This window comes from Streptomyces sp. NPDC053673, assembly GCF_055585225.1.
This window is the reverse complement of record NZ_JBVJKN010000017.1, coordinates 64,742-88,280: the sequence shown is the minus strand read 5'-3', so window position 1 is coordinate 88,280 and position 23,539 is coordinate 64,742. Positions and strand designations below refer to the sequence as shown.

Sequence of the window (23,539 nt, the reverse complement as noted above, 5' to 3'; positions counted from 1 at the left end):
ACCGGCGCCGCTCGGGCGGAAGGCGCGGCGCCGGCTGCGGCGGTCACGCCCGGCCCCGGAGAGTGCCCCGGCGAGAGAGCCCCGGTGCGGGCGGCACCAGGGCTCTCGTCCTACGTGACCGGGTATCCGCTACTTGACCAGGTATCCGCGCAGGTCGTCCAGGACCTCGCCGGCGGCGGTCACGCCCAGACCCAGGTACCAGGTCTCGTCCGGAACGTCCTTGGCCCGGCCGCCCTTGACCGCCTTCGGGTTCTTCCAGAGCGGGTTGGCCTGGGCGGTGTCGCGCTTGGTCTTCGTCGGGTCGCCGTAGACGCCGGTGAAGATCCAGTCGGCGTCCGCCTCGTCGACCTTGTCCGCACTGATCTCCGTGGCGAGGTCGTTGACCTGCTGGTTCTTGGGCTGCGGCAGTCCGGCGTCGTCGAGGACGGTGCCGACGAAGGAGGCCTTGGCGTACAGGCGGATCTTGTCCGGCATGCAGCGGACCATGGAGACGGTCGGCTTGGCGCCGCCGTCGGCCTTGTCCGTGCCCTTGCCGGAATCGTCGCCGCCGGTTCCACAGGCCGCGAGGGAGAGCGCGGCGGTGAGGGCGACGGCTGCCGGCGGATCCGCGGCGGCGTAGGGACATGGGTGGGTGCTCCTGCGGGTGCGCACGACTGGGGACAGAAAGGGACAGACAGGGAACAGAAGCGGACCGAGAGAGTCCGACTTAGGCAGGCCTAGCCATAGCTGCCGCCCCGCGCAGCACAACGCCCCCCTCGACCTCAGGCGAATCGAGAAATGCCCACCCTTATGTGTGAAGTGAGCACGCTCGCGTCGTTCGGCTGGTAGTGCGAAAACTAGCTTCGGTGGCCGGGAGGTGACCATCCGATGACAGCGTGTGCCATTGAGGCGGCCCCGGAGGGCGACCCCGGCCGGCACGTACCGCACCTACCGCACGTACCGCGTGCGGCGCTCACGGTCAGCGGGGACGGCTGCTACGCGGCGCGTCTCGCGGGTGAGGGAGACGCCCGGTTCGTCGAGCGGTGGACGCTCGACGGGCCCGAGCCGTACGCGGTGCCGCTGCCGCTCGGCCAGCCGGAGGAGCCCGACGCGCAGGTGGCGCCGCTGGCCGACGGGCGGGTGCTGATACACCGCAGGGTGGCGGACCTGCGGACGTTCTCCCTGCTGTATCCCACCGGGCCGGGTACCGGCGAACTGCCGCTCGGCGCGGTCGAGTCCACGGCGCTGCGGCTGCTCCCGCCGTCACCGAACGGAACGTGCGTGTACGCACTGGCGCCCGGTGAGCGTTCGACGACGGTGTGGCTGGTGGCGGGCGGGGCGTCCGGTCCCAAGCGGGTCGCGGAGGTGCCGGGCCGCTGTTCGGGCGGGGCGTGGCTGGACCGTACGGGCCGGATGCTCGCCGTGGACCGGGAGTCGGACGGCATCACCAAGGCGGTGGTGGTCGACCTGGAGCGGCACGGGGAGGTGACACCACTGCTGCAGATCACGGAGGACAGCAACGACCGGCTGCTGCTCGCGGACGCCGAGAGCGGACTGCTGCTGATCCGCTCGGACGCGGCGGGCCACGACCGGCTGGGCTGGGGGGTGCTCGGCAGTGTGCGGCCGGTGCGGTTTCCCGAATGCCTGCGTCTGGCCGACGCGGCGGTCACGCCGTTCGCGATCCAGCCGGGGCAGGTGCTGATGCCGGAGAGCTGCGCGGTGGGGCTGCGGATCGACGCGGCGGCGGGCAGCTGGGTGGGGGTGTGGCGCCCCGCGGGCCGCCGACTGCAGCAACTTTCCCCGCCGGAGGGGTGGTTGACGGGGTCGGGGCTGTGGACCCGGGACGGGGTGCTGCAACTGCCGTACGCGACGGGTGCGGTGCCGTGCGGGGTGGCTCGGCTGGAGCCCCCGGAGGATGTGCCACTCCCCGACGGGCCTGCCGTGATCACAGAACCGGCACAACCGGAATGCGCAGGTGGGGAACCATCCGGAGGTGTCGGGGGTCCTGCTGTGTGCAGGCCGGTGCCGTTGCAGGAGGCACCCCTCACCGGGCGTACGGCACGCGGTTAGACTCTGCGGCCGGGCTGCGCAGCCGCATCGTACGGATGCCGACGGTGACGTGACTGCTCGCCTTGCGACGGAAATCAGCGATCTCAACGGGGTGAACTTCCCACATGTCTGAAGCCCGAACCGACACGACCCAGGCGCGTCCGCAGGGGGCGGCCGCGAACCAGGCCGAAGCCGGCGGTGCCGGAAAGCACCGAGGCGGTGCGGCGGCGACGGAGGACTCGACGTCTCCGGCCCACGGCCGGCACCGCCGCCCTGGTGGCGGCGGGCAGTAGACCCGTCCTCAATTGCCGGAGGGGCTCCTTTGGAGCCCCTCCGGCGTTCTGAAGACTCGACCCGGCGAACCTAACCCCGCTTCAGGCCCAGGACCTCCGCTGCGGCGAAGGTTTCGTTCGGGGGGCGGGACTCGTAGTACGGGGAGAGGGCGCCGTCCAGCTCCTCGTAGGAGAACGTGTCCTTCTCCGAGTCGAACTTGGCGGCCACCCGCGGCCGTTCGACGACCGCCACCATGCCGCCGTGGACGACCAGGAGCTGGCCGTTGACGCGAGCCGCGGCCGGGGACGCCAGATAGCCGACCAGGGGGGAGACATGCTCGGGCGCGAGCGGGTCGAGTTCGCCGTCGGACGGCTCCCCGCCCCTCTTGATTGCTGGAACGGCAGCGAAGACGTCCTCCGTCATACGGGTACGGGCCCGCGGGCAGATGGCGTTGGCCGTGACGCCGTACTTGGCCAGGGCCAGCGCCGTCGACGTCGTCAGGCCGACGATGCCGCCCTTCGCCGCCGCGTAGTTCGGCTGGCCCGCCGAGCCCGCCAGGAACGCCTCCGACGATGTGTTGATGACGCGCCCGTAGACAGGCGCACCCGCCGCCTTGGATCGTTCGCGCCAGTGGACCGACGCGAAGTGGGTCGTGTTGAAGTGGCCCTTGAGGTGGACCCGGATCACCGAGTCCCACTCGTCCTCGCTCATGGAGAAGACCATCCGGTCCCGCAGGATGCCCGCGTTGTTGACCAGGATGTCCAGCTTTCCGTACGTGCCGATCGCCAGGTCGACGAGGGCTCGTGCCGAAGCGACGTCCGAGACGTCGCCGAGCTGGGCCACCGCCTGGCCGCCCGCCGCGCGGATCTCCGCGACGACCTCCTCCGCGGGCGCTGCGGACGCCTCGCCGGAACCGTCGCGGCCGGGCTGCCCGTAGTCGTTGACGACGACGCTCGCGCCGAGCCGGGCCAGCTCCAGTGCCTCGGCGCGGCCGAGACCGCGGCCCGCGCCCGTGACGATCGCGGACAGGCCCTCAAGTGGGAGTGACATCCGGGTCCCTTCGGCTCGATCAGATCTCGATGCAGGTGCGCAGCGCCTCGCCGGTGCGCATCTGGGTCAGTGCCTCGTTGATCTCGGGGAGCTGTACGCGGTGCGTGATCAGCGACTCCAGGTCGACACGGCCGGCCCGCCACAGCGCGATCGCGCGTTCGTACGAGCGGAGCACGTCCCCGCCCCCGTACATCGACGGCAGGATCCGCTTCTCGTCGAAGAACAGCTCGAACATGTTGAGCTGCAGGAAGTCGTCCATCGCGCCCGCGCCGACGATGCACAGCGTGCCGCCGCGCCGCGTCGTCTCGTACGCCGTCCTGGCCGTGGCCGACTTGCCGACGACCTCGAAGACGTAGTCGAAGCCTTCGCCGCCGGTGATGCGCTGCTTGGCGTCGGCGAGTTCGCCCGGGGAGACGGCCTCGGTCGCACCGAAGGACAGCGCCGCCTCGCGCCGCGAGGCCACCGGGTCGACGGCCACGATCTGTGCCGCGCCCTGCACCCGGGCGCCCTGGATCGTGGAGATACCGACGCCGCCGCAGCCGATGACGGCGACCGACGAACCGGCCTCCACCTTCGCCGTGTTGACGGCCGCGCCGATTCCCGTCGTCACCCCGCAGCCGATGAGCGCCGCGATCTCGAAGGGCACGTCGTCCGGTATCGGCACGGCGCAGCCCGCGTCGACCACGACCTCCTCCGCGAAGGTGCCCGTACCGGCGAAGCCGAAGACGTCACCGCCGGGGCGTTTGAAGTTGGGGGTGCCGGCGTTCATGAGGCCGGCCAGGCAGAGCTGGCTCTGGCCGCGTTTGCAGGACGGACAGGACCCGCAGGCCGGGAGCCAGCACATCAGCACCCGGTCGCCGGGCTTGACCGCGGTCACTCCGTCGCCGACGTCGAGGATCTCGCCGGCCCCCTCGTGGCCGGGGACGAAGGGCGCGGGCTGCGGCAGCACACCGCTCATCGCGGAGACGTCCGAGTGGCACAGCCCGGTCGCCCTCATCCGGATCTTCACCTTGCCGGGGCCGAAGCCCGCCGCCTCGACGTCGTCGAGGACGTCGAGCTTGTCCTGGCCGATCTCGTGCAGTACGGCTGCGCGCATGGTGCGGCTCCCTTCAGGAGTCAGGCGATTTCGACGATGGTGTCGGCGAGCACCGGGGCGTCGTCCCTCTCGACGGCCGTCACCGACACCTGGACCTTGCTGTCCTGCTGCCACATCCGGATGCGCAGGGTCTCGCCCGGGAACACCACCCCGGCGAAGCGCGTGGCGTACGAGCGGACGCGGGCGACGTCGCCGCCGAGGAGCGTGTCGACGACCGTCTTGAGCGTCATGCCGTACGAGCAGAGCCCGTGCAGGATCGGCCGGTCGAAGCCCGCGAGCCCGGCGAACTCCGGGTCGGCGTGCAGCGGGTTCCAGTCGCCGGAGAGACGGTAGAGGAGCGCCTGGTCCTCACGGATCGCCCGCTCGACGACCTTGTCGGGCTCGCGGTCCGGCTGCTCCACCCGTACGGACGGCCCGCGTTCGCCTCCGAAGCCGCCCTCGCCGCGTACGAAGATCTGCGCGTCGCTGGTCCACAGCGGCCCCTCGTCGTCGGCCGCCTCCGAGCGCAGTACGAGGATCGCCGCCTTGCCCTTGTCGTACACGGCGGCGACGCGCGAAGTGCTGACGGCCCGGCCCTTGACCGGGATCGGGCGGTGCACCTCGACCCGCTGGCCACCGTGCAGCACGGCGGCGAGGTCGACGTCGATACCGGGGGCGGAGAGCCCGCCGACGACGCCCATGCCGGCGCCCGCGACGGTGGCGAAGCTGGGCAGCACATGGAGCCGGGACTCAAGGGTGTAGCGCAGCTCGTCGGGGTCGGTCGCCGGGACGCCCGCCCCGAGGCCGAGGTGGTAGAGCTGGATGTCCTTGTGGTCCCAGGTGATCTCGGCGCTGCGCGGCTCGGCCGCGATCGCCTTGGCGGCATCGATGGGCATGGGGATGCTGCTCCTTGGTTCCTTGGCTCACTGTGGAGTGGAAGACCTCGGTGCGGCCGTCCGCACCGTCGGCCGCACCGAGGCCGTGCGGGACCGGCCGCTCCCCGCGTCCGTTCTAGAACGCGTTCTAGGCCGGTTGGACCCTATGTATAACGCACCCCCCATGACTTGTGAAGACTCCTGACGCCACGTCAGATCGTCGTGTCCCGGTGTCCACGCAGGACATTTGTCACTGCCGCGGCCGTACATGCGCATCTGCCGGAGCCACCGCTCCGGTCCGAAGCGTCGTGGTCATGACGACAGCAGTCCTCTTCACCGGGGCCGCCAAGTCCGTCGGCTCCGTGTCTCCGCGGCAGGCGGATCCCTGGACGCGGGCCCGGCTCCGCGGGGCGGGTTCCGGGTGACGGCGGAACTCCCCGTGGACGCGCAGGGGAAGACGGTGTCCTAAGGGCTAGCCCTTAGCGGGTGTCTCGCGGATCTCGCAGGAGCCTGTTCCCGTCGTCCGGGGATCCTCCATTTCGCTCACGCTAACGCGCCCAAGGCCCTACAGTCCGTGTCATGTTGGAGCTGTTCCAGATCCTCGGGGGCATAGCCGGATTTGGCGGGGTGGCGCTCGGCGTCCTCTTCCTTCTCTATCGGGACTTCATCCGCGACATCATTCGGCACAAGATGTTCAGGGCGCTGACATCGGCGCAGGCGACCGCGCTCTTCGGGGCCGTGATCGTGCTCGCGTTCACCATCGCGATCCTCGGGATCTTCGCCACGCAGGCGAAGGGTGAAGGCGCCCAGCAGTTCATGATCATGGTCGGCATGCTGCTGGCCTTCCTGCTCGCGGTGCTCCTCGTGACCGGACGTCTCTTCGCGGGTGGCGGACGCCGCGGCCCGGAGGATGCCGGGCCGGACGAGGAGCGTTCGCTGTCCAGGGTGGCCAGGCTCGTCGCCCACAACGAACCCGACCAGGCGGAGCGCGCGCTCGAAGCGGCGGGCGTGGACCGCGAGGCCGAGGAGTTCTGGTACTGGAAGGCCCGTATCGCTCTGGCGAGATCCAACATTCCGGTGGCCGCCGGATACGTCGACGAGGCGTTGAAGATCGATGCCCGGAACGAACACGGCATCGCCCTGAAGATCAAGCTTCTGCTGCTCGGCCATGCCGCCGGGGACCGCGAGAGAGCGGTGCGGCTGGCTGCCGACAGTGAGGGAATCAGCAGCGAACTGGACGTCTGGCTCAGGCGCATGAGAGCGGAGGGAATGTTCGACTCCCGGGTGCGGACCAGCACCGAGCTGGACGAACGCTGCCCGCTTCCCGCCCGCCACCCCCAGGCCGTGGCCCGACGCCGGCCCCGGTGAACGACACGGAGAGGGACACAGAAACGTGCACGAGGCGAACCACTCCGGCGGACCCGGGTCCCCGGTCCCCGCTGTTCTCTACATCGCCGAGCCGACCGAAGCGGTGAGAGCACCTCTGAGGTGGGCAGGCCCCGACGCGGAACGGGCCTGCCGTGAGCTGGCCCGGCGCCACGGGCTGGCACCGATGGAAACGGTCGCCCGGGAGCGGGCGCAGGTGGACGACTTGTTACGCGCGGAACCTCGCGGTGCGGTGGTCGTCCAGCCCGCGTACGACAGGTACTGGCTGTGGATGCCCGCGGCCGGGGGGCCGACGCCGGGTGCGGTGCTGTACGCCCTGCTCACCATGGGTGCCACGCTCCGCGTCTGCGACCCAGCCACACCTCCCCTCGTCCAGCACGACGAGCTGTCGAACGGACGGGCCTACCTGCTGACTGCCCTCCCCCACGGCCCGACCGTTCCCCCGGAGGAGGCGGCTCGGAGGAAGGCGGCATGCGACGGCTACGCGGCGCAATGCGGTCTGCGCACCGTCGGGGTGCTCGACGACAGGAAGTCGTACGCCGCTTTCGCGTATCGCTGGGCCGTTCTGGAGGACTTGGACCGGGTACCGACGGTCGTCGTCCATCCCGATGTGATCGACCCGAGCAGGCTCGGCAGCGTCACGCGCGATCCGGACGGTCTGCTCGTGCCCTGGATCATCCAGGGCCGTGTCGTGTACGCGGGAAGCAGGGTGCCGTTCGAGCGCACCGGGCCCATGGCCCGGATGCGCAGGCGGCCGGAGGCCATGGACAGCGGTGAGGACGGCGGCGACGTCAGGTATGAGGTCGCCCGCCCGCAGCAGGTCCGGCGGCTGGTCGAACCCCCGGAGGAACTGAGCGGGCACTACGGCTCGGCGGCCGGACAGATCGTTGTGAGCGGCGCCTCTGCGTGGGCCATGGCCCACGGGGCCAACGTATCGAACTACTTCGGCGCGTCCCCGGGCGGGCACTTCGGCATCGGCACCCGCGCCCCTCGCGACCCCAGCGTCCCTCTCCCCCACGACGGCCTCTTCTACCGGCGCAACAACTCCTACGGCACCAGGTCGGCGCTCGGGGTCTCCGACCTGATCGAGAGCGGCGTTCTCATCGACCAGGAGCAGATCAGGTTCGACGACTTCGTCGCCGCGCGCACCGCACAGGTACCCGGACCGCCCCCGGAGGAAGCGATCGCCGTCAGCCACGGACTCGCCCCCGTACCGGGCGGTTTCAAGGCACACGAGCCGACGACCCACTTCGTCGAGATCGCGCTGAAGGCAGGCGCCGCGGCTCCGGAGGACGACGGCGCGTCCGCGAAGGAACCGCTCCCGGTGAACTTCGTCTTCGTCGTGGACACCAGCGCCTCGATGGCCGGCGGGAAGCTCGACACCGTCAAGTCCGCGCTGCAGGAGATCTACACACGGCTGCGCCCGTCGGACTCCCTCGGCATCGTCACCTTCGACCACCGCACGGACACCCTTCTGAAGGCGACCCGGAAGGCCGATCTGCCCGAGGACAGGTTCGCCGCGGTCGTGTCCCGGCTGACCGCCGACGGCGGGACGGACATCAATCTCGGTGTGCAGTACGGCATCGACGAGATCAGCCGCAGGGCGAGCAGCGGCCGCACCGTGAACCGCCTCTATCTCTTCTCCGACGGCGACCCGACGTCCGGCGAACGCGACTGGATCAAGATCCGGAAGAACATCGCGGCGAAGCTGCGCGGCGAGCTGAAGCTGTCCTGCTTCGGCTTCGGCTCGGACGCGCGGATGCCCGAACTCGCGGCGCTCGCGGGCATCGCCAGCGGGCATTCGACTTTCGTCACCCGCCCGGAACAGGTCCGCGCCGGCCTCGTCGAGGATCTCAGCCGCCGCGATCATCTCGCCGCGATCGACATCCAGCTGCGCATCGACATCGACCCCGCGGTCACCGTCTGGCACCTGTACGGGCACGACCTCATCAGTGATGCCAGAGCGCGGGCCGCGGTCGAGCAGGAAGCGGCCGATTCGGCGCGGCGTGCACGCGAGGACTACGGCACCGACGCGCTGCCCGATCTGATCACCGAGGAGAAGGGGCTCAGGATCTTCGCTCCGGATCTGGCCTTCGGCGAGACCTACTGGGTGGTGCTGGAAGTCCAGGTGCCGCCGCACCTGGAGCTGCCCGACGGGGGCCTGTCGGGGATCGGCACCGCGACGGTTCAGTACGTGGACACGGTGGCGCGCGAGAGCCGACGCCGGGAGATCGCGTTGTCGGACGCGCTGACGCTCGCCGCCGAGACCGTGGCCGTTCACGCCGTGGGCCTGTGGACGAGCGAGATCACGTTCTTCGCCCTCGACGACCTGTACGAGAGCGACCGGGACACCGCCAAGAAGCGCCTGACGAACCACATCCAGGCCCTCCAGCAGGCGTATCGGGTCTTCCCCGCCGAGGAGTTCGTGGACGACCAGGTGACGATCAGGAAGCTGATCACCCTCACCGACTCGCTCGGTCATGCGATGTCGTTCAGCGACTCCTCGACCCGGGGCGGCTCCGTCGTACCGGCCGTGCGGCTCATGAACGAGTTCGGGAGGGTGAGATCGGGATTCCTGGCCTTCTGACGCCGTGTTCGATGTGCGCCCGGTGATCCTGGCGGTCCGGTGGTCCCGGCAGTCCCGGAGGTTCTGGCGGTGGTGGTCCCGGTGACCAGGCCGGTTGGCCGCGCCCGGTGGGTGGTCCGGCCATATCCTTGAGCGGTGGATGAAATGCCCCGGGATCACCGCCCCGCCAAGTCCATCAGGGTTCTCCTCGCCGAGGACCAGGGCATGATGCGCGGCGCGCTCGCGCTGCTGCTCGGGATGGAGGAGGACATCGAGGTGGTCTCGCAGGTGGCCGCCGGGGACGAGATCGTACGGGCCGCGCAGTTGGCGCGGCCCGACGTGGCGCTGCTGGACATCGAACTGCCCGGCCGCAGTGGTCTGGACGCCGCCGCGGAGTTGCGGGACGAGGTGCCCGACTGCCGGGTGCTGATTCTGACGACGTTCGGGCGGCCCGGGTACCTGCGCCGGGCGATGGAGGCAGGGGCCGCCGGGTTCCTGGTCAAGGACGGGCCCATGGAGGAGCTCGCGGAGGCGATCCGGGCCGTTCTGCGTGGTGAGACGGTCATCGATCCCGCGCTCGCGGCGACGGCACTGAGCGCCGGCCCGAGCCCCCTGACGCCGCGTGAGCGGGATGTGCTGAACGCGGCGGTGGACGGGGCGACGGTCGCCGACATCGCCGTGAAGGTGCATCTGTCGGAGTCGACGGTGCGCAACTACCTCTCGGCGGCGATCGGCAAGACCGGGACCCGCAACCGGATGGAAGCGGTCCGCGCGGCCCGCCGCCAGGGCTGGCTGTAACCGGGGGCTCCGCCCCCGGCCTCCCGTACGTCAGCGCGTGCGGCGGTCCTTCGGCAGCCAGAGGAGCATCAGCAGCACCCCGCCCAGCAGGATTCCCGTGCCGGACCTGAACGCCAGCGCGTATCCGGCGGTCAGGGCCTCCGGATCCGTCGCCCCGCCCGTCCGGGTCGCCGCGACCGTCGACAGGACGGCGAGCCCGAGCGCACCGCCCATCACCCGTGAGGTGTTGATCAGCCCGGAGACGAGGCCCGCGTCGCCCGGCGCGGCCCCCGAGGTGGCGAGAGCCGCGAGCGGCGTTGCCCCGAGTCCGGCGCCCGCCATCATCACGATGCCGGGCAGCATGATCGTGGTCACGTACGAGCCGTGCGCGTCCATCGTGGACTGCCAGCCGAAGCCGGCCGCGGACACCAGCACCCCGAGGGCGGCGACATTGCGGGCGCCGGCGACGGGCATCAGCCGCGGGGCGAGCTTGGAGCCGAGGATCACGGCCAGCGAGCTGGGCATCAGCGCGAGCCCGGCCTCCAGCGGGGTGTAGCCGAGAACGTTCTGGGCGTAGAGCGTCATGAAGTACCACATGCAGAACATGGCGGCGCCGCAGCTGAACATCGCCGCGTTCGCCGCGGACACCGACCGCATCCGGAACAGCTTCAGCGGCATCAGCGGCGTCTTCGCCCGCGACTCGACCGCGACGAAGGCACCGAGCAGCGCGAGTCCGGCGCCCAGGGGCACCAGGGTCGCGGGGGCGGTCCAGCCTTCCTGTTCGATCTGCACGATGCCGTACGCGAGCGTCGCAAGACCCGCCGTGACGAGTACGGCGCCGGGCAGATCGAGCCGGCGGCCCTCCCCGCCGCGGCTCTCCGTCAGCCACCACATGCCCAGTACCAGCACCAGCGCGCCCACGGGCACATTGATCAGCAGCGTCCAGCGCCAGGAGAGGGAGTCGGTCAGCGCCCCGCCGACCAGCCCGCCGGCGGCGCCGCCTCCCGCACCGACCGCGGTCCAGGTGGCGATGGCCCGCGCCCGGGCCGGCCCCTCCGGCACGGCGGAGGTGAGCAGCGCCAGCGTCGAGGGGGAGAGCACCGCCGCACCCAGCCCCTGCCCGGCGCGCGCGGCGAGCAACTGCCAGCCTTCCTGGGCGAGCCCGCCCGCGAGCGACGCGGCGGTGAAGAGCCCGAGCCCCACCAGGAACATCCGCTTCCGCCCGAACAGGTCTCCGGCCCGCCCGCCGAGCAGCATGAAGCCGGCGAAGGCGATCGAGTACGCGTTGACCACCCATTGCAGCCCGACGGCGCTGAGCCCCAGGTCGGCCCGCATGGAAGGCAGTGCGGTGTTGACGACGGACACGTCGAGGACGACGAGGAACTGCCCGGCGCAGGCGGCCATGACGACCGCCCACATACGTGCGGCCGGGCGGCCCTGAGCCGATATCCGGGGGTCTGCTGTGTCTGACGGGGCTGAGACCATGACCGTCATGCTCTCAGGCACCTGACAGCCCGTACATCCGGATTTCGATGTACGGTCCGCGGGACCGGGGTCGTAGGTCGTGTCTTCAAAGTCCCGTCTGCCCGGCGACGCCTGGCACGCACGCTCGCTGCGTTGTCGTCAGTCGGCGACACTGCTCCCGCACCGGCGGCTGCTGGACATCGACGCCTGTCCGGAGCAGCCCACTTCTCTTGACACGGGACAAGCGCCTGCCCTGTCCCGCCGCCGCATGCGTCCGCGCGCCTCGGCCGCGCGCCGGTCATCGGGCGTCGAAGCGCGCGCTGGCGAGGACCGTGCCGTCGGCGGCCGTCAGGCGGGCGCCGGAGAGCGTGGACGGGTCCACGGAGACCGGGGCTCCCCAATAGCCGTAGCCGTCGTCGTACACGGAGAAGGTGCCGACCCGGACCGTGCTGCCGTCCTTGCGCTCCAGTAGGCAGGAGACCTTCCCGCGGTAGGTGATTCCGGCGTCGTCGAGGTCGACGGACATGTACATCCATGCCTGTGGCCCGGGATGGACGTAGATCTCACCGGCCGCTTCCCGACCGGAGCCGACCGCGATCAGATCCGCGTGCTGCATGCCCGCCCCGGCCTCGGCGGACCGGGAAGAGGCTGCCCGCTGCTGCTCGGCGACCGTGCCGACCGCCCAGCCGGCCATCCCGAAGCCGAGCGCGAGGGCGGCCGCGGCGGCCACGACGCGCAGCCGTACGCGTCCGCGGAGCCCCGTGGGCAAGAACTCGCGGCCACGCAGCCGCGCCTGTCCCTCGCTCGCCGCCCCGGCCTGGCTCAGCCGCCGCGCCACCCGGGTCTCGAACCCGACCGGCGGCTCGCTACCCGGCAGCAGGCCCAGCAGTCCGTCGCCGACCAGGGTCAGCTGCTCGACGTACTCCCGGCAGTCGGCGCAGCGGTCCAAGTGCGCGACCGCCTCGGCCCGCTCACGGCCCGGCAGCACACCGAGAGCCAGCTCGGCGCCGATCTGCCGAAGCTGCTCGCAGGTCATGTCTCTCACCATGGTCGCCTCGCTTCTTCAGCCGCGAGTGCCTTGCGCAGCCTTCCCATCGCCGTGCGGATCCGCGTCTTGGCCGTGCCCAGCGGGATCTGCTCCATGACGGCGATCTGCTGAGCCGTCATCCCGTAAATGCCCGCCATCACGAGGGCACGGCCCTGTTCGCGCGGGAGCCGTGCCACGGCGGCCCGCAGGTTCGACGACGCCTCGTCGGCCAGCGCCTGCTTCTCAGGGGTAGGGGTGTCGGTGACAACGTCGAGGAGCGCGTCGAGGTCTTCCGGGGCCACCGGCTCCGGGCGGCGGGCCCGGACGGTGTCGATGGCGAGGTTGTGCGCGATGCTGGTCAGCCATGTCGCCACCGATCCGCGGCGGGAGTCGTAGATCTGCGCGTGCCGCCACGCACGCTCGAAGGTCTGCTGGGCGACGTCCTCGGCGAGCTGCGGATCGCCGAGGACGGCGAGAGCGACACCGAACACCGTGTGCTGGAACCGCCGCACGAAGGTGACGGTGAGCTCGGGGTCGCCCGTGGCCAGTCCGGACAGCAGAGCCTCGTCCGAGAGGCGGCCGGCCGGGAACCGAAACCTCTGCATACCCGTATATACGGCCCGCCCCGCCCAGGAGATTGCCTGAGGGCCACGGAAATCCACCGGCCCATTGTCGTCCGGCTTCCTCACGCAATCCATTGGCGTCGGCGTTCCGTACACAATGCGGTACGGAACGTTGTGGAGGAGGAGATCCGAGATGCGAAGGACATCTGCGCCGGTCCGGACGCGGGTGGTGCGCGGATCGGCCGCCGGAGCACTGGTGTGTGTGCTCGCCGCCTGCGGCGGGGGCACGGACGTAAGCCGACCGCCGGAGCCGGCGGGCCGGCCGGGAGCGACACCCGTGAACGTCACCCTGGCCGACTTCCGTCTCACGCTGCCGAAGACGGTCTTCACGGCCGGGGACTACACCTTCGTCGCCAAGAACACCGGTCAGTACGAGCACGCGCTGGAGATCGAAGGTCCGGGCGGTGAGCGACGGACCCCGACGCTGGGGCCGGGAGAGTCCGCGAGCCTCGACGTCACCCTGAAGCCCGGTACGTACGAGGTGTACTGCCCCGTCGACGGGCACAAGGACCTCGGTATGGAAACGGAGATCACCGCACGCGCGGGCGGCGCTTCTCCGGGCGGCACCGGATACTGAGCGGGCCCCCGGGCTCGGGCGTGCAGGGGCGTCGTCCGGCGGGAGTCGCCCTGCGGCGATGCCGTGCGCAGCTGTGCGCAGCCGTGCCGGCGATGTCACTTGCCTGCAGGCACCTTGATGCCGGCGGGAACGGCCAGAGCACGCGCCTTGTGATTGCCGTACCAGGCGGCAAAGGAGGCGAGGAACACGACCTCAGCGATCACGGACAGAATCCCGTACGGGGGATCCCACCCCACTTCGCGGTAGTCCGGCAGCCCGACCGTGCGGGACAGGGCGAAGCCGAGAATCATGCCACCGCTGACGAGTGCACCGACGCACCAGGCAGGGAGCGGGTTCCGCAGCAACAGGCCCGCGGCGGCGAGAAGGAGCGCGGCGCTGCCGACGACGAAGAGGATTCCGATGTAGGGCACCTCCTCAAGGTGTTCAGGCGTGATGGCGAGGTGAATGACAGCGCTGAGGAGAGCAGCGAGCACACCGGCCCCCCGCAGCACGAGCTCAACAGAACGGGGGTACAAACGGGAGTGCATCAGACCTCCTGGCAAGGAACTCCGGCGACGAACCGGTATGAGCATGTGCCTGCAGGTGGGACCCGATGGGCCGTGGATATCCAGGGGACTCGAGCGCATGGCCGGTCCCCTGCGATCGGCACAAGGGATATACGGGACAGACCGGCAAATGGTTCATGATCGGCTGTCTTGACCGGTCCGGCCCGGGTACATCAGGCCGGATCCGCGGGACCGGGTCCTAGGACCTAGGAACTAGGACTTTCGCAGTACGGTGACGACCGCGGCCCCGCCGAGCCCGATGTTGTGCGCGAGTCCGGTCCTGGCACCCGGGACCTGGCGTGCCCCCGCCTCGCCGCGCAGCTGCCAGGTCAGCTCCGCGGCCTGGGCCAGTCCTGTCGCGCCCAGTGGATGCCCTTTGGAGATCAGCCCGCCGGACGGATTGACCACCCACCGGCCGCCGTACGTCGTCGCCCCGGACTCGACGAGCTTCCCGGACTCGCCGTCCGCGCACATGCCGAGCGCCTCGTACGTCAGCAGCTCGTTGACGGAGAAGCAGTCGTGCAGCTCGATGACGTCGATGTCGTCGATGCCGAGGCCGGACGCCTCGTACGCCTGCCGGGCCGCCGTCCGCGACATGGGCCTGCCCACGACGTCGATGCAGGAGCCGGAGGCGAAGGAGTCGGCGGTGTCGGTGGTCATGGCCTGCCCGGCGATCTCGACGGCCTTGTCGTGGAGGCCGTGCTCGACGACGAAGCGTTCGGAGACGACGACGGCCGCGGCGGCGCCGTCGGAGGTGGGCGAGCACTGGAGCTTGGTGAGCGGCTGGTGGATGGGTTTGGCGGCCAGGATCTCGTCCACCTCGTAGACGTCCCGGAACTGGGCTTTGGGGTTGCCGGCCGAGTGCCGGTGGTTCTTGGCGGCGACCGCGGCGAGCTGCCGTGGGGTCGTCCCGTACCGTTCCATGTGCTCGCGGGCCGCGTTGCCGAAGATCTGGGCGGTGGGCGGGGTCATCTCGAAGCCGTGGGCGGCGGCCATGATCCCGTAATGCCGGGCCACGGGCGAGACCTTGCTCCAATCATCAGTGGCTCCGCCACGGGCACCCCCGTCGGCTCCGCCCCCGAGCGCGCCCTTCTTCATCTTCTCGAAGCCCAGCGCGAGGACGCAGTCGCTCAGGCCGCCCGCGACGAACTGCCGGGCCATCATCAGGGCCGTCGAACCGGTCGCGCAGTTGTTGTTGACGTTGTAGACGGGGACTCCGGTGAGGCCGAGTTCGTACGCGGCGCGCTGGCCGGCCGTGGAGGCCTGGAAGCAGTAGCCGACAGGGACCTGCTGGACGAGGTCGTACGGGATCCCGGCGTCGGCGAGGGCGGCGCCGCCCGCCTCCTTGGCCATGTCCCAGTACTGCCAGTCGCGTGACTCGGGCTTCTCGAACTTCGTCATGCCGACACCGACGATGTAGGTCTTCACCGGACGGACTCCTTCAGTCTCGCGGCAGGCCGAGGATGCGCTCGGCGACGACATTGAGCTGGACCTGGGTGGTGCCGCCCGCGATCGTCAGACAGCGGGACATCAGCAGGCCGTGCACGGCCCGTTCGCCCGGCCCCTCCCGGACCGCGCCTGCGGGACCGAGCAGTTCGAGGGCGAGTTCGGCGACCCTCTGCTGGTGCGGGGTCTGGACGAGCTTGCGTATGGACGCACCGGCGCCCTGCTCCATGCCGTCGACCTGCTGGAGGGTCGTGCGCAGCCCGATGCAGGCGAGGGCGTGCGCCTCGGCGGCGAGCGCGCCGATCCGGGCACGGAAGGTGTCGTCGAGGCCGGACGCCCGTGCGATCAGCTCCTCCAGCCCCGTGTCGAAGGTCAACTGGTCGGCCATGTGGACGCGTTCGTTGCCGAGCGTGTTGCGGGCGACCCGCCAGCCGTCGTTCACCTCGCCGACGACGGCGTCGGCGGGGAGCAGTGCGCCGTCGAAGTACACCTCGTTGAAGAGGGACTCGCCGGTGATCTCCTTCAGCGGCCGGGTGTCGATGCCGTCCGTGGCCTTCATGTCGACGAGGAAGTAGGTGAGGCCCTTGTGCCGGGGGGCGTCAGGGTCGGTGCGGGCGAGGAGGATGCCGTGGTCGGCCCACTGGGCGGCGCTCGTCCACACCTTCTGGCCGGTGATCCGCCAGCCGCCGTCCGCGGTGCGCTCGGCGCGGGTGCGCAGGCTCGCGAGGTCGGAGCCGGCGCCGGGCTCGCTGAAGAGCTGGCACCAGAGCAGTTCGCCGCGCAGGGTCGGGAGCAGAAAGCGGTCCTTCTGCTCCTGGGTGCCGTAGGCGATGAGGGACGGCACCACCCAGGTCGCAATACCGAGGTCGCTCACCTCGACCCCGGCCGCCCGCATCTCCTGCTGGACGGCGAGCTGCTGGAGCGGCCCGGCGCCGAGGCCGTACGGGGGCGGGAGGTGCGGGGCGGCGTAGCCCGAGGGCGCGAGGGCGCGGCGCGCGGCGCCGGGGTCCAGGCCCCGGGCCGCGGCGATGACCTCACGCGCCCGCGCCCGGTACGGCTCCGCCTCGGTCGGCAGATCGAGGCGCAGCTCGCGCCGGGCGCCGGCCGCGGCGAGTCGTACGGCGCGTAGCCGGTGTGCGTCGCCGGGGCCGAGGAGCTGGCGGGCGACGAGGGCCCGGCGCAGATGGAGGTGGGCGTCGTGCTCCCAGGTGAAGCCGATGCCGCCGAGGATCTGGATGCAGTCCTTGGCGCAGGTGTAGGCGGCGTCGAGGGCGGTCGCGGCGGCGAGTGCGGCGGCGAGCCCCCGGACGGAGGAGTCGTCGTCGGCCGCCCGTGCCGCGTCCCAGGTCAGCGCCCGTGCCTGCTCGACGCGTACGAGCATGTCCGCGCACAGGTGCTTCACCGCCTGGAACTGTCCGATGGGCCGCCCGAACTGCTCGCGCACCTTCGCGTACTCGGTGGCGGTGTGCAGCGCCCAGGCGGCGGTTCCGCACGCCTCGGCGGCGAACAGCACGGCGGCGAGGTCGGCGACGAGGTCCGGGCCGATGTCGCCGACGTCGCCGATGTCGCCGTTATCAGTGATGTCACCGCTGTCCAGGACGCGGTCCTCGGGAACGACGACGCCGTCCGCGGTGACCTCGGCGGTGGGACGGGTCGGATCGGCACTCTCGTGTCCTCGTACGGAGAGCTCACCGGCATCCACGGCGAGCCATCCGGCCGCCGGGGTCGGGAGCAGGACCAGATCCGCCGGCCCGGCGCCGAGCACGGGAGGAGCGATGCCGTCGAGGCGGTAGCCGCCCGGGATACGGGTGGCGGTGAGCGTGCCGGACCCGAGGGCGACGGCCCCGATGCGCCGGCCGTCGGCGAGGCCGCGTACGAGTTCGCCCCGCCCGGCACGGATCAGCACGGCGGAGGCCAGCACACTGGGCAGATACGGCCCGGGCAGTGCGGCCCGCCCGGTCTCCTCAAGGACCACGGCAAGGTCCACGAGCGTGCCGCCCCCGCCGCCGTACTCCTCAGGCAGATGCACCCCGAGCAGCCCCTGCGCCGCGGCCGCGTCCCAGTACGCGGGCCGTCCACCGGTGCCGGCTCCCGGTGAGTCGAGCAGTTTCCGTACGACTTCGGGCGGCACGGCCCGCGCCAGCCAGCTGCGTACGGAGGCCGCCAACTCGCCCTGCTCCTGCGTGATTCCGATGCTTCCGGCGCTTCCGGTGCTTCCGGTGCTTCCCGCGCTGCGCGTGCTTCCGGTGGCCATGCGCGGCAGATTAGAACACGTTCCAATCTGATGGAAGGTCAGATACGCGAAATGCTCCGACTCAGGTCACTGGATTCCGGTGGCTCTGTTCACCATGCGTTGATGACCGGCGCGTCGGGTTCGTTCTGCCGCCAGGCCACATTGAGGCGCGCGAGCCGGTCCGCGGCGGCGATGCCGCGCAGGGCCGCAACCTTGCCGTCGCTGACTTCGAACGCCACGGCACCCACGACCCGGTCGTCGACCACGGCGAGGACGGCCGGGGAACCGTTGACCAGCGCGATGTGGAATGTGGGGGAGCCGCCGGCCAGCCGCCGCTTCGCCGGAGTGGGCTTGAAGCCGGCCCGCACGTAGGAGGCGATGCGCTCGCGCGTCTTGTACCGCAGCAGCCGCCTGGCCAGTCCGGCGCCGTCCGAGACCGCAGTCGCGTCGGCGGTGAGCAGCGCCACCAGCCGTTCGGTGCGCCCCGACGTGGCGGCGGCGAGGAACTCCTCGACGATCCGGCGCGCGGACGCGGGGTCCACCTCGTCGCCGCCGCGGCGCTCCGCGGCGACCCGGCGGCGGGCCCGGTGGACATGCTGCTGGCTCGCGGACTCGGTGATGTCGAGGATCCCGGCGATCTCGGCGTGGGGGTAGGAGAAGGCCTCGCGCAGGACGTAAGCGGCCCGCTCGACCGGCGCGAGGCGCTCCATGAGGGTCAGTACGGCCAAGGACACCGATTCGCGCTGCTCGAAGGTATCGGCAGGGCCGAGCATCGGGTCGCCCTCGAGGAGTGGCTCGGGCAGCCAGTCTCCGACGGCGCGCTCATGGCGCGCCTGCGCCGAGCGGAGCCGGTCGAGGCAGAGATTGGTGACGACCTTGGTCAGCCACGCCTCCGGCACCTCGATGCGTTCCCGGTCCGTGGCCTGCCAGCGCAGGAACGCGTCCTGCACGGCGTCCTCGGCGTCGGCCGCCGAGCCGAGCAGACGGTACGCGAGCGAGGCCAGCCGGCCCCGGCCGGCCTCGAACCGATCGATGGCTGCGCTGTCCATCGGAACAGCCTATGCGGCGACCCTCACACCGACCCGGTCAGGCGCGGTGGCCAGGCGGCGCTTGCGCTTCGGCATGCCGAAGGTCGGGTGGGCGATGCCCCACCCGGCCCCCTTGAGCACGCCCGACTTGAGCCGCGCGGCGGTCCGGCCGCCCAGGTACCAGGACTTCGACCGGACGTCCCCGTCCACCATCTGGAAGATCGCGTCTCGCCGCCCGAGGCTGATGTGGTTGCCGTGGTACTTCAGGCCGGTGGTCGGGACCTCGCCGCCCGTCAGGCGCGCGATGATCGCGGCGGTCGCCTGCATGTTGGTGAAGCCGGCCGAGGCGCAGGACATCGGCAGCGGCCGGCCGTTCTCGCCGATCGCGTAGGCGCAGTCACCGGCGGCGTAGACGTCCGGGTGCGAGACCGAGCGCATGGTGCGGTCGACGACGATCTGGCCGGTCTCGGCGACCTCCAGGCCGCTGGCGGCCGCGATGGGGTGCACGGCGAACCCGGCCGACCACACAGTCACGTCGGCCGGGATGGACGTACCGCCGGCGGCGATCGCCCGTGTCGGCTCGACAGCTTCGATGCCGGTGTGCTCGTGGACGGTGATGCCGAGCCGGTCGAAAGCCTGGCGCAGGTGGCGGCGGGCCTTCGGGGAGAGCCAGGCGCCCAGTTCGCCGCGGGCGGCGAGCGCGACCGAGAGGTCGGGCCGGGACTCGGCGAACTCGGTGGCGGTCTCGATGCCGGTCAGCCCCTCGCCGACAACCAGCACGGCGCCGTCCTCGCCCAGGCCGGCCAGGCGCTCGCGCAGACGCAGCGCCGAGGACAGGCCGGTCACATCGAAGGCGTACTCGGCCACGCCGGGGACGCCATGGTGGGCTACGGAGCTGCCGAGCGCGTAGAGAAGCGTGTCGTACGCGAGCTCGCCGTCGCCGTCCTTGCCGGTCACGGCGACGGTCCTGCGCTCGGGGTCGACACCGGTGACACGCGCCAGGCGCAGCCGCACGCCGGTGCCCGCGAATACCTCGGCGAGTTTGCGGAACGCGAGGTCCTGGCCGATCGCGAGCTGGTGGAGCCGCATCCGCTCAACGAAGTCGGGCACGGCGTTGACGACGGTGATCTCGGTGTCGGCGGGGGAGAGCCGACGGGCCAGATTTCCGGCGGCGAAGGCCCCGGCGTAGCCGGCGCCGAGTACGACGATGCGGTGCTTCATGGCGTTGCTCCTGTCTCGTTCGCGTGCCCCTTGAACGAGACGGCGCCCCGATTGCTGACAGGAGCCAGGTGTGACGCGGGTCACCGACCCTCCGGCAGGCGCTTGGGCCTGTCCTGGGCAGTCGAAACGGGGCGATGGCCAACTACGGATCGAGATGGCCAACTATCGATCGGCCTCACATGACCCACCAGCGCCTACTACAACCCCTCCGAACAAGGCAGCGGCCCGGTGATTGACTTGTCCCGCTGAGCCCCGCGAAGTTCCGGGGCGCAGTGATCATTGGCCTACTCGGCCGTCGATCCGCTCGCGCAGGAGGTCGGCGTGGCCGCAGTGTCGCGCGTACTCGGCGATCTGCATCACCAGGATGTCGCGAAGCTGCCCGTCCCCACCGGGTTGTGCGCCGAGGTCGGCGAAGCGGGCGATGAACCGGTCGGTCAGTTCCACCTCGGCCCGCCACTGACGCCAGGCGTCCTCCACGACGGCCGGGTCGGCGGTCGCGCCGTTCCAGTCGCCGTCGCGGTCTTCGGCGGTGCGGTAGATCCTGGGCGAGTCCTCGCCGGCCAGCCGGCGGAAGTGTCGTTCATCCTCGGCCATGTGCCGCACCAGCCCGAGCAGGGACATCGTGGACGGCGGTACGGAGCGCCGGGCCATCTGTTCGGCGTCCAGGCCCGTGCATTTCATTTCCAGGGTGAGGCGGTAGTGATGCAGGCCGCCGAGCAGCGCGCTGCGTTCATCGACGGTCTCGGCATCGCTCTCGCGCGGGTCGTCGTCCGGATCAACCCACATGTCGGTATAGATGGTCGACCGCGTCCACCGAGTCGCCGCCGCTTCGTCGGCGTGCGCATCCAAGTCCATCTGGGCATGGTCGCGCGCGCCGACACTGTCCGCCACCAGATATTGGGCATCCGCGTCAGCCGGCGGCTGGCGACCGGCGACCGCGTTCAGACGGGAAACGTGAAGGTGGCGCCGCCCCCTGCCTTGACCAGCTCCACGGCCGCCTGGTGCACGGCCCTGCCCGTGTCCTCGTCGGCCGCGGGCACGGGGCTGCCCTGCACGGCGTACCACTCGGTCGCACCGGTGTGCTGCACGGTCACCTGCGCCTGGCCCTCGATCCACGTGGTGTGCACCGTCAGGTCGCCGGTGATGGGACCGCCCTCGGTGGTCATGACGCCGCCCGAGCCGGCGATGATTCCCTGGGTGGTCCAGGTGGCCCAGGTGTCCATGACGCCTCCACAGCGGTACCGGGTCGAACAATCGGGGGTTGCACCATCCTGTCCGAATTTCCGCCCGAACACCCGTAGGCACGCTCCGGCCCGCCCCCGGCCGGAGTTCCGGACACCCGGACACCCGGTCACGGGGTCAGGGGGTCAGGGGGTCACGGGGTACTGGGGGCGCCTCCCATCGCACGGAGCATCCCGACCCCGCCGGTGCGCAGGAAGCGCACCACGAAGACGGCCGAGAGCAGCAGGAAGAGGATGTTGAGCCACGTCGTGTAGTCCAAGGACACGCCCTCGCTCGGGATCTTCGCGGTGGACTGGTCCGGGATGAGCCCGAGGGCGCCGAAGACGAACTCCACCACGTAGGCGGCGGCGACGATGGCGGCGTAGAACGTCGCCAGGATGAAGGCGGCCGTCCTGGCCCCGTAGTACTTCCGGTAGATGTTGAGGATCGGCACGATCAGCAGGTCGGCGAAGATGAAGGCGACCACCCCTCCGAAGCTGATCCCGCCCTTCCACAGCACCACCGCGAGCGGCACATTGCCCACCGAGCAGACGAACGACGCGATGGCGACGAGCGGCCCGATCAGCGGGCCCCAGAGCTTCGCGGCCAGGGGATGCCCCTCGAAGAAGAACGCGCTCCAGAAGGAGTCCGGCACCCAGGCGGCGACGGCCCCGGCGATGAGCAGGCCCAGAACGAGGTCCCGCAGGATCGCCGCCCACTCCATGACGAAGACGTGCGAGGTGGCGGTGAAGCCCTCGCGCGACAGCAGCCGGTGCCAGAAGGAGCCCTCGCTCGGGATGGACATGTCCATGGCCGCGTGGCCCTCCATTGAACCGGCCCGGCCGCGTTCGGCCTGCTCACGGGCCTCGCGCACCAGCCTTTCGGTCAGGAACAGCCGGAACAGCACCGCCAGCACAATGATCATGATCGGGCCGCCCACGAACTCGGCCGCCGTGAACTGCCACCCCATCAGCAGCGCCAGGATGATTCCCAGCTCGACGACGAGGTTGGTGGAGGCGATCTCGAAGGCCATCGCCGCGGTGAAGTTCGCCCCCTTGCGGAACAGCGACCGGGCGAGGGCGACGGCCGCGTACGAGCACGACGAGGACGCCACACCGAGGCCCGCGGCCCGAGCGAGGCTTTTCGGGCTGTCGTCACCGAGGAGGGAGACGACGGTGGACTTGCGGACCACTGCCTGCACAACGGCGGACAGCGTGAAGCCCAGGATCAGGGCCCAGGTGATCTCCCACGCCATGGACCCGGTGAGGGCCAGGGCGTGCAGCACGGCGTCGACTGCGGCATCCATGCCGCCCAGCCTGGCGGTACGGGCGCACAGGACGGCCCGCTGACACGACCGCGGACCGCCCACCCACCCCGGTGGACGTCAGGCTCGCGTCAGAGGTCGCCCTCGGCGGCGGCCGTGACGAACGCCGCGAAGGCGGTGGGCGCGACGGCGAAGACGGGGCCCCCGGGGTTCTTGGAGTCGCGGACGGCGATACGGCAGGGCTGGGGGGCGACCTCGATGCATTCGCCGCCGGTGTCACCGCTGTAGGACGACTTGCGCCAGTCGGCGGCGCCGAGGGGGGCGCACTCGATGCAGTCGCCGCCGGTGTCGCCGCTGTAGGACGACTTACGCCATCGTGCGCCCGTCAGGGTCTGGATGGTGCCCATACCGTTCCTCCATTACGCGGGCGATGAGTGCCGCCGAGTCCTCCACGGAGAGGGCGGCTGCCTGCAAGTGATCGTAACGGAGCGAACCCTCCCTGAGAGCTTGAGGATTGGCCGTCATATGGCCCTGCACGAAGTCCTCCGTGTAGACCAGATCCGGATCGTCCTCGAACCGCAGAACAGTGAACGAGCCCATCAGTCCCGCATGGGCTCCCGCCCCGAACGGCAGGATCTGTACCTGCACCCACTCCCGTCTGCGCAGACCCAAGAGGTGGGCGAGTTGGTTCCGCATGACCCGCCTGCCGCCGACCTCCTGGTGCAGCACGGCCTCGCTCATCACCACCCAGATCAGCGGCGGGTGTTCGCGCTCCAGGATGCGCTGCCGCTCGATGCGAGCCGCGACCCTGGCGTCGAGGTTGCTCTCGTCCCGTACGCCCAGCACCGCCCGCGCGTACT

The 23,539-nt window shown here is 70.9% G+C and carries 22 protein-coding genes and 1 pseudogene; 6 read left to right on the top strand and 17 right to left on the bottom strand.

From position 1 onward, the window contains the following. Positions 1 to 129: 129 nt before the first annotated feature. Positions 130 to 510, bottom strand: a pseudogene (locus ACZ6ZQ_RS23740) (TroA family protein); the annotation flags it as partial. Between the two features lie 357 nt (positions 511 to 867). Between ACZ6ZQ_RS23740 and ACZ6ZQ_RS23735 the strand changes: the two are divergent. Beyond that, the gene (locus tag ACZ6ZQ_RS23735; protein ID WP_469770495.1) at positions 868 to 2,049 is read left to right on the top strand and encodes a hypothetical protein; all 1,182 of its coding nucleotides are present in this window, start codon (positions 868 to 870) and stop codon (positions 2,047 to 2,049) included. A gap of 104 nt (positions 2,050 to 2,153) precedes the next feature. Next, positions 2,154 to 2,321, top strand: a complete 168-nt coding sequence (locus ACZ6ZQ_RS23730; protein ID WP_469770494.1) for a hypothetical protein — start codon at positions 2,154 to 2,156, stop codon at positions 2,319 to 2,321. 70 nt (positions 2,322 to 2,391) lie between these two features. Here the strand turns inward: ACZ6ZQ_RS23730 and ACZ6ZQ_RS23725 are convergent, their stop codons facing one another. The 3 genes from ACZ6ZQ_RS23725 to ACZ6ZQ_RS23715 are packed head-to-tail and all read right to left on the bottom strand — an operon-like array spanning position 2,392 to position 5,322. Next, positions 2,392 to 3,351 carry a 3-oxoacyl-ACP reductase gene (locus ACZ6ZQ_RS23725; RefSeq protein ID WP_469770493.1) on the bottom strand — a complete coding sequence of 320 codons (960 nt, stop codon included), beginning with the start codon at positions 3,349 to 3,351 and terminating at the stop codon, positions 2,392 to 2,394. A gap of 19 nt (positions 3,352 to 3,370) precedes the next feature. After that, a complete protein-coding gene (locus ACZ6ZQ_RS23720; RefSeq protein WP_469770492.1) occupies positions 3,371 to 4,447 on the bottom strand; it encodes a Zn-dependent alcohol dehydrogenase in 1,077 nt (358 codons plus the stop codon). A 20-nt stretch (positions 4,448 to 4,467) separates the two neighbouring features. Continuing rightward, the gene (locus tag ACZ6ZQ_RS23715; RefSeq protein WP_469770491.1) at positions 4,468 to 5,322 is read right to left on the bottom strand and encodes a MaoC/PaaZ C-terminal domain-containing protein; all 855 of its coding nucleotides are present in this window, start codon (positions 5,320 to 5,322) and stop codon (positions 4,468 to 4,470) included. 558 nt (positions 5,323 to 5,880) lie between these two features. On the opposite strand from ACZ6ZQ_RS23715, the gene ACZ6ZQ_RS23710 reads away from it, so the two are divergent. The 3 genes from ACZ6ZQ_RS23710 (at position 5,881) to ACZ6ZQ_RS23700 (ending at position 10,051) form a co-directional block, all read left to right on the top strand. Continuing rightward, positions 5,881 to 6,669: a hypothetical protein gene (locus tag ACZ6ZQ_RS23710; RefSeq protein ID WP_469770490.1), complete on the top strand. Its 789-nt coding sequence runs from the start codon at positions 5,881 to 5,883 to the stop codon at positions 6,667 to 6,669. A gap of 25 nt (positions 6,670 to 6,694) precedes the next feature. Further along, positions 6,695 to 9,274, top strand: a complete 2,580-nt coding sequence (locus tag ACZ6ZQ_RS23705; RefSeq protein WP_469770489.1) for a VWA domain-containing protein — start codon at positions 6,695 to 6,697, stop codon at positions 9,272 to 9,274. 144 nt (positions 9,275 to 9,418) lie between these two features. Next, positions 9,419 to 10,051 (top strand): response regulator, encoded by a 633-nt coding sequence (locus ACZ6ZQ_RS23700; RefSeq protein ID WP_469770557.1) that lies wholly within the window; start codon positions 9,419 to 9,421, stop codon positions 10,049 to 10,051. Positions 10,052 to 10,081: 30 nt separating this feature from the next. Here the strand turns inward: ACZ6ZQ_RS23700 and ACZ6ZQ_RS23695 are convergent, their stop codons facing one another. The 3 genes from ACZ6ZQ_RS23695 to ACZ6ZQ_RS23685 all read right to left on the bottom strand — a co-directional run bounded on the left by ACZ6ZQ_RS23695 (position 10,082) and on the right by ACZ6ZQ_RS23685 (position 13,126). Then, on the bottom strand, positions 10,082 to 11,524 hold the full coding sequence (locus ACZ6ZQ_RS23695; protein WP_469770488.1) for an MFS transporter: 1,443 nt from the start codon (positions 11,522 to 11,524) through the stop codon (positions 10,082 to 10,084). Between the two features lie 268 nt (positions 11,525 to 11,792). Further along, positions 11,793 to 12,530: a hypothetical protein gene (locus ACZ6ZQ_RS23690; protein ID WP_469770487.1), complete on the bottom strand. Its 738-nt coding sequence runs from the start codon at positions 12,528 to 12,530 to the stop codon at positions 11,793 to 11,795. 5 nt (positions 12,531 to 12,535) lie between these two features. Beyond that, positions 12,536 to 13,126, bottom strand: coding sequence for an RNA polymerase sigma factor (locus ACZ6ZQ_RS23685; RefSeq protein ID WP_469770556.1), 591 nt, complete (start codon positions 13,124 to 13,126; stop codon positions 12,536 to 12,538). A 295-nt stretch (positions 13,127 to 13,421) separates the two neighbouring features. Here ACZ6ZQ_RS23685 and ACZ6ZQ_RS23680 point away from each other — a divergent pair, with 295 nt between their 5' ends. After that, the gene (locus ACZ6ZQ_RS23680; protein ID WP_469770486.1) at positions 13,422 to 13,721 is read left to right on the top strand and encodes a hypothetical protein; all 300 of its coding nucleotides are present in this window, start codon (positions 13,422 to 13,424) and stop codon (positions 13,719 to 13,721) included. Between the two features lie 95 nt (positions 13,722 to 13,816). On the opposite strand, the gene ACZ6ZQ_RS23675 is transcribed toward ACZ6ZQ_RS23680, so the two are convergent. The 10 genes from ACZ6ZQ_RS23675 to ACZ6ZQ_RS23630 form a co-directional block, all read right to left on the bottom strand. After that, complete coding sequence (locus ACZ6ZQ_RS23675; protein ID WP_469770485.1) at positions 13,817 to 14,248, bottom strand: hypothetical protein; 432 nt, start codon at positions 14,246 to 14,248, stop codon at positions 13,817 to 13,819. A gap of 231 nt (positions 14,249 to 14,479) precedes the next feature. Beyond that, positions 14,480 to 15,694, bottom strand: coding sequence for a lipid-transfer protein (locus tag ACZ6ZQ_RS23670; RefSeq protein ID WP_469770484.1), 1,215 nt, complete (start codon positions 15,692 to 15,694; stop codon positions 14,480 to 14,482). Between the two features lie 13 nt (positions 15,695 to 15,707). Continuing rightward, positions 15,708 to 17,966 carry an acyl-CoA dehydrogenase gene (locus ACZ6ZQ_RS23665; protein WP_469770483.1) on the bottom strand — a complete coding sequence of 753 codons (2,259 nt, stop codon included), beginning with the start codon at positions 17,964 to 17,966 and terminating at the stop codon, positions 15,708 to 15,710. An 89-nt stretch (positions 17,967 to 18,055) separates the two neighbouring features. Beyond that, a complete protein-coding gene (locus tag ACZ6ZQ_RS23660) occupies positions 18,056 to 18,994 on the bottom strand; it encodes a sigma-70 family RNA polymerase sigma factor (RefSeq protein ID WP_469770482.1) in 939 nt (312 codons plus the stop codon). 9 nt (positions 18,995 to 19,003) lie between these two features. Beyond that, complete coding sequence (locus ACZ6ZQ_RS23655; protein ID WP_469770481.1) at positions 19,004 to 20,194, bottom strand: NAD(P)/FAD-dependent oxidoreductase; 1,191 nt, start codon at positions 20,192 to 20,194, stop codon at positions 19,004 to 19,006. A 276-nt stretch (positions 20,195 to 20,470) separates the two neighbouring features. Beyond that, on the bottom strand, positions 20,471 to 20,980 hold the full coding sequence (locus ACZ6ZQ_RS23650; protein ID WP_469770555.1) for a DinB family protein: 510 nt from the start codon (positions 20,978 to 20,980) through the stop codon (positions 20,471 to 20,473). Positions 20,981 to 21,135: 155 nt separating this feature from the next. Continuing rightward, a complete protein-coding gene (locus ACZ6ZQ_RS23645; protein WP_469770480.1) occupies positions 21,136 to 21,417 on the bottom strand; it encodes a hypothetical protein in 282 nt (93 codons plus the stop codon). A 152-nt stretch (positions 21,418 to 21,569) separates the two neighbouring features. Continuing rightward, positions 21,570 to 22,721, bottom strand: coding sequence for a permease (locus ACZ6ZQ_RS23640; protein ID WP_469770479.1), 1,152 nt, complete (start codon positions 22,719 to 22,721; stop codon positions 21,570 to 21,572). An 89-nt stretch (positions 22,722 to 22,810) separates the two neighbouring features. Then, positions 22,811 to 23,086: a DUF397 domain-containing protein gene (locus tag ACZ6ZQ_RS23635; RefSeq protein WP_469770478.1), complete on the bottom strand. Its 276-nt coding sequence runs from the start codon at positions 23,084 to 23,086 to the stop codon at positions 22,811 to 22,813. Beyond that, the coding region (locus ACZ6ZQ_RS23630) for a DUF5753 domain-containing protein (protein WP_469770477.1) at positions 23,046 to 23,539 on the bottom strand (494 nt) is incomplete at its 5' end. The genes ACZ6ZQ_RS23635 and ACZ6ZQ_RS23630, both read right to left, overlap by 41 nt.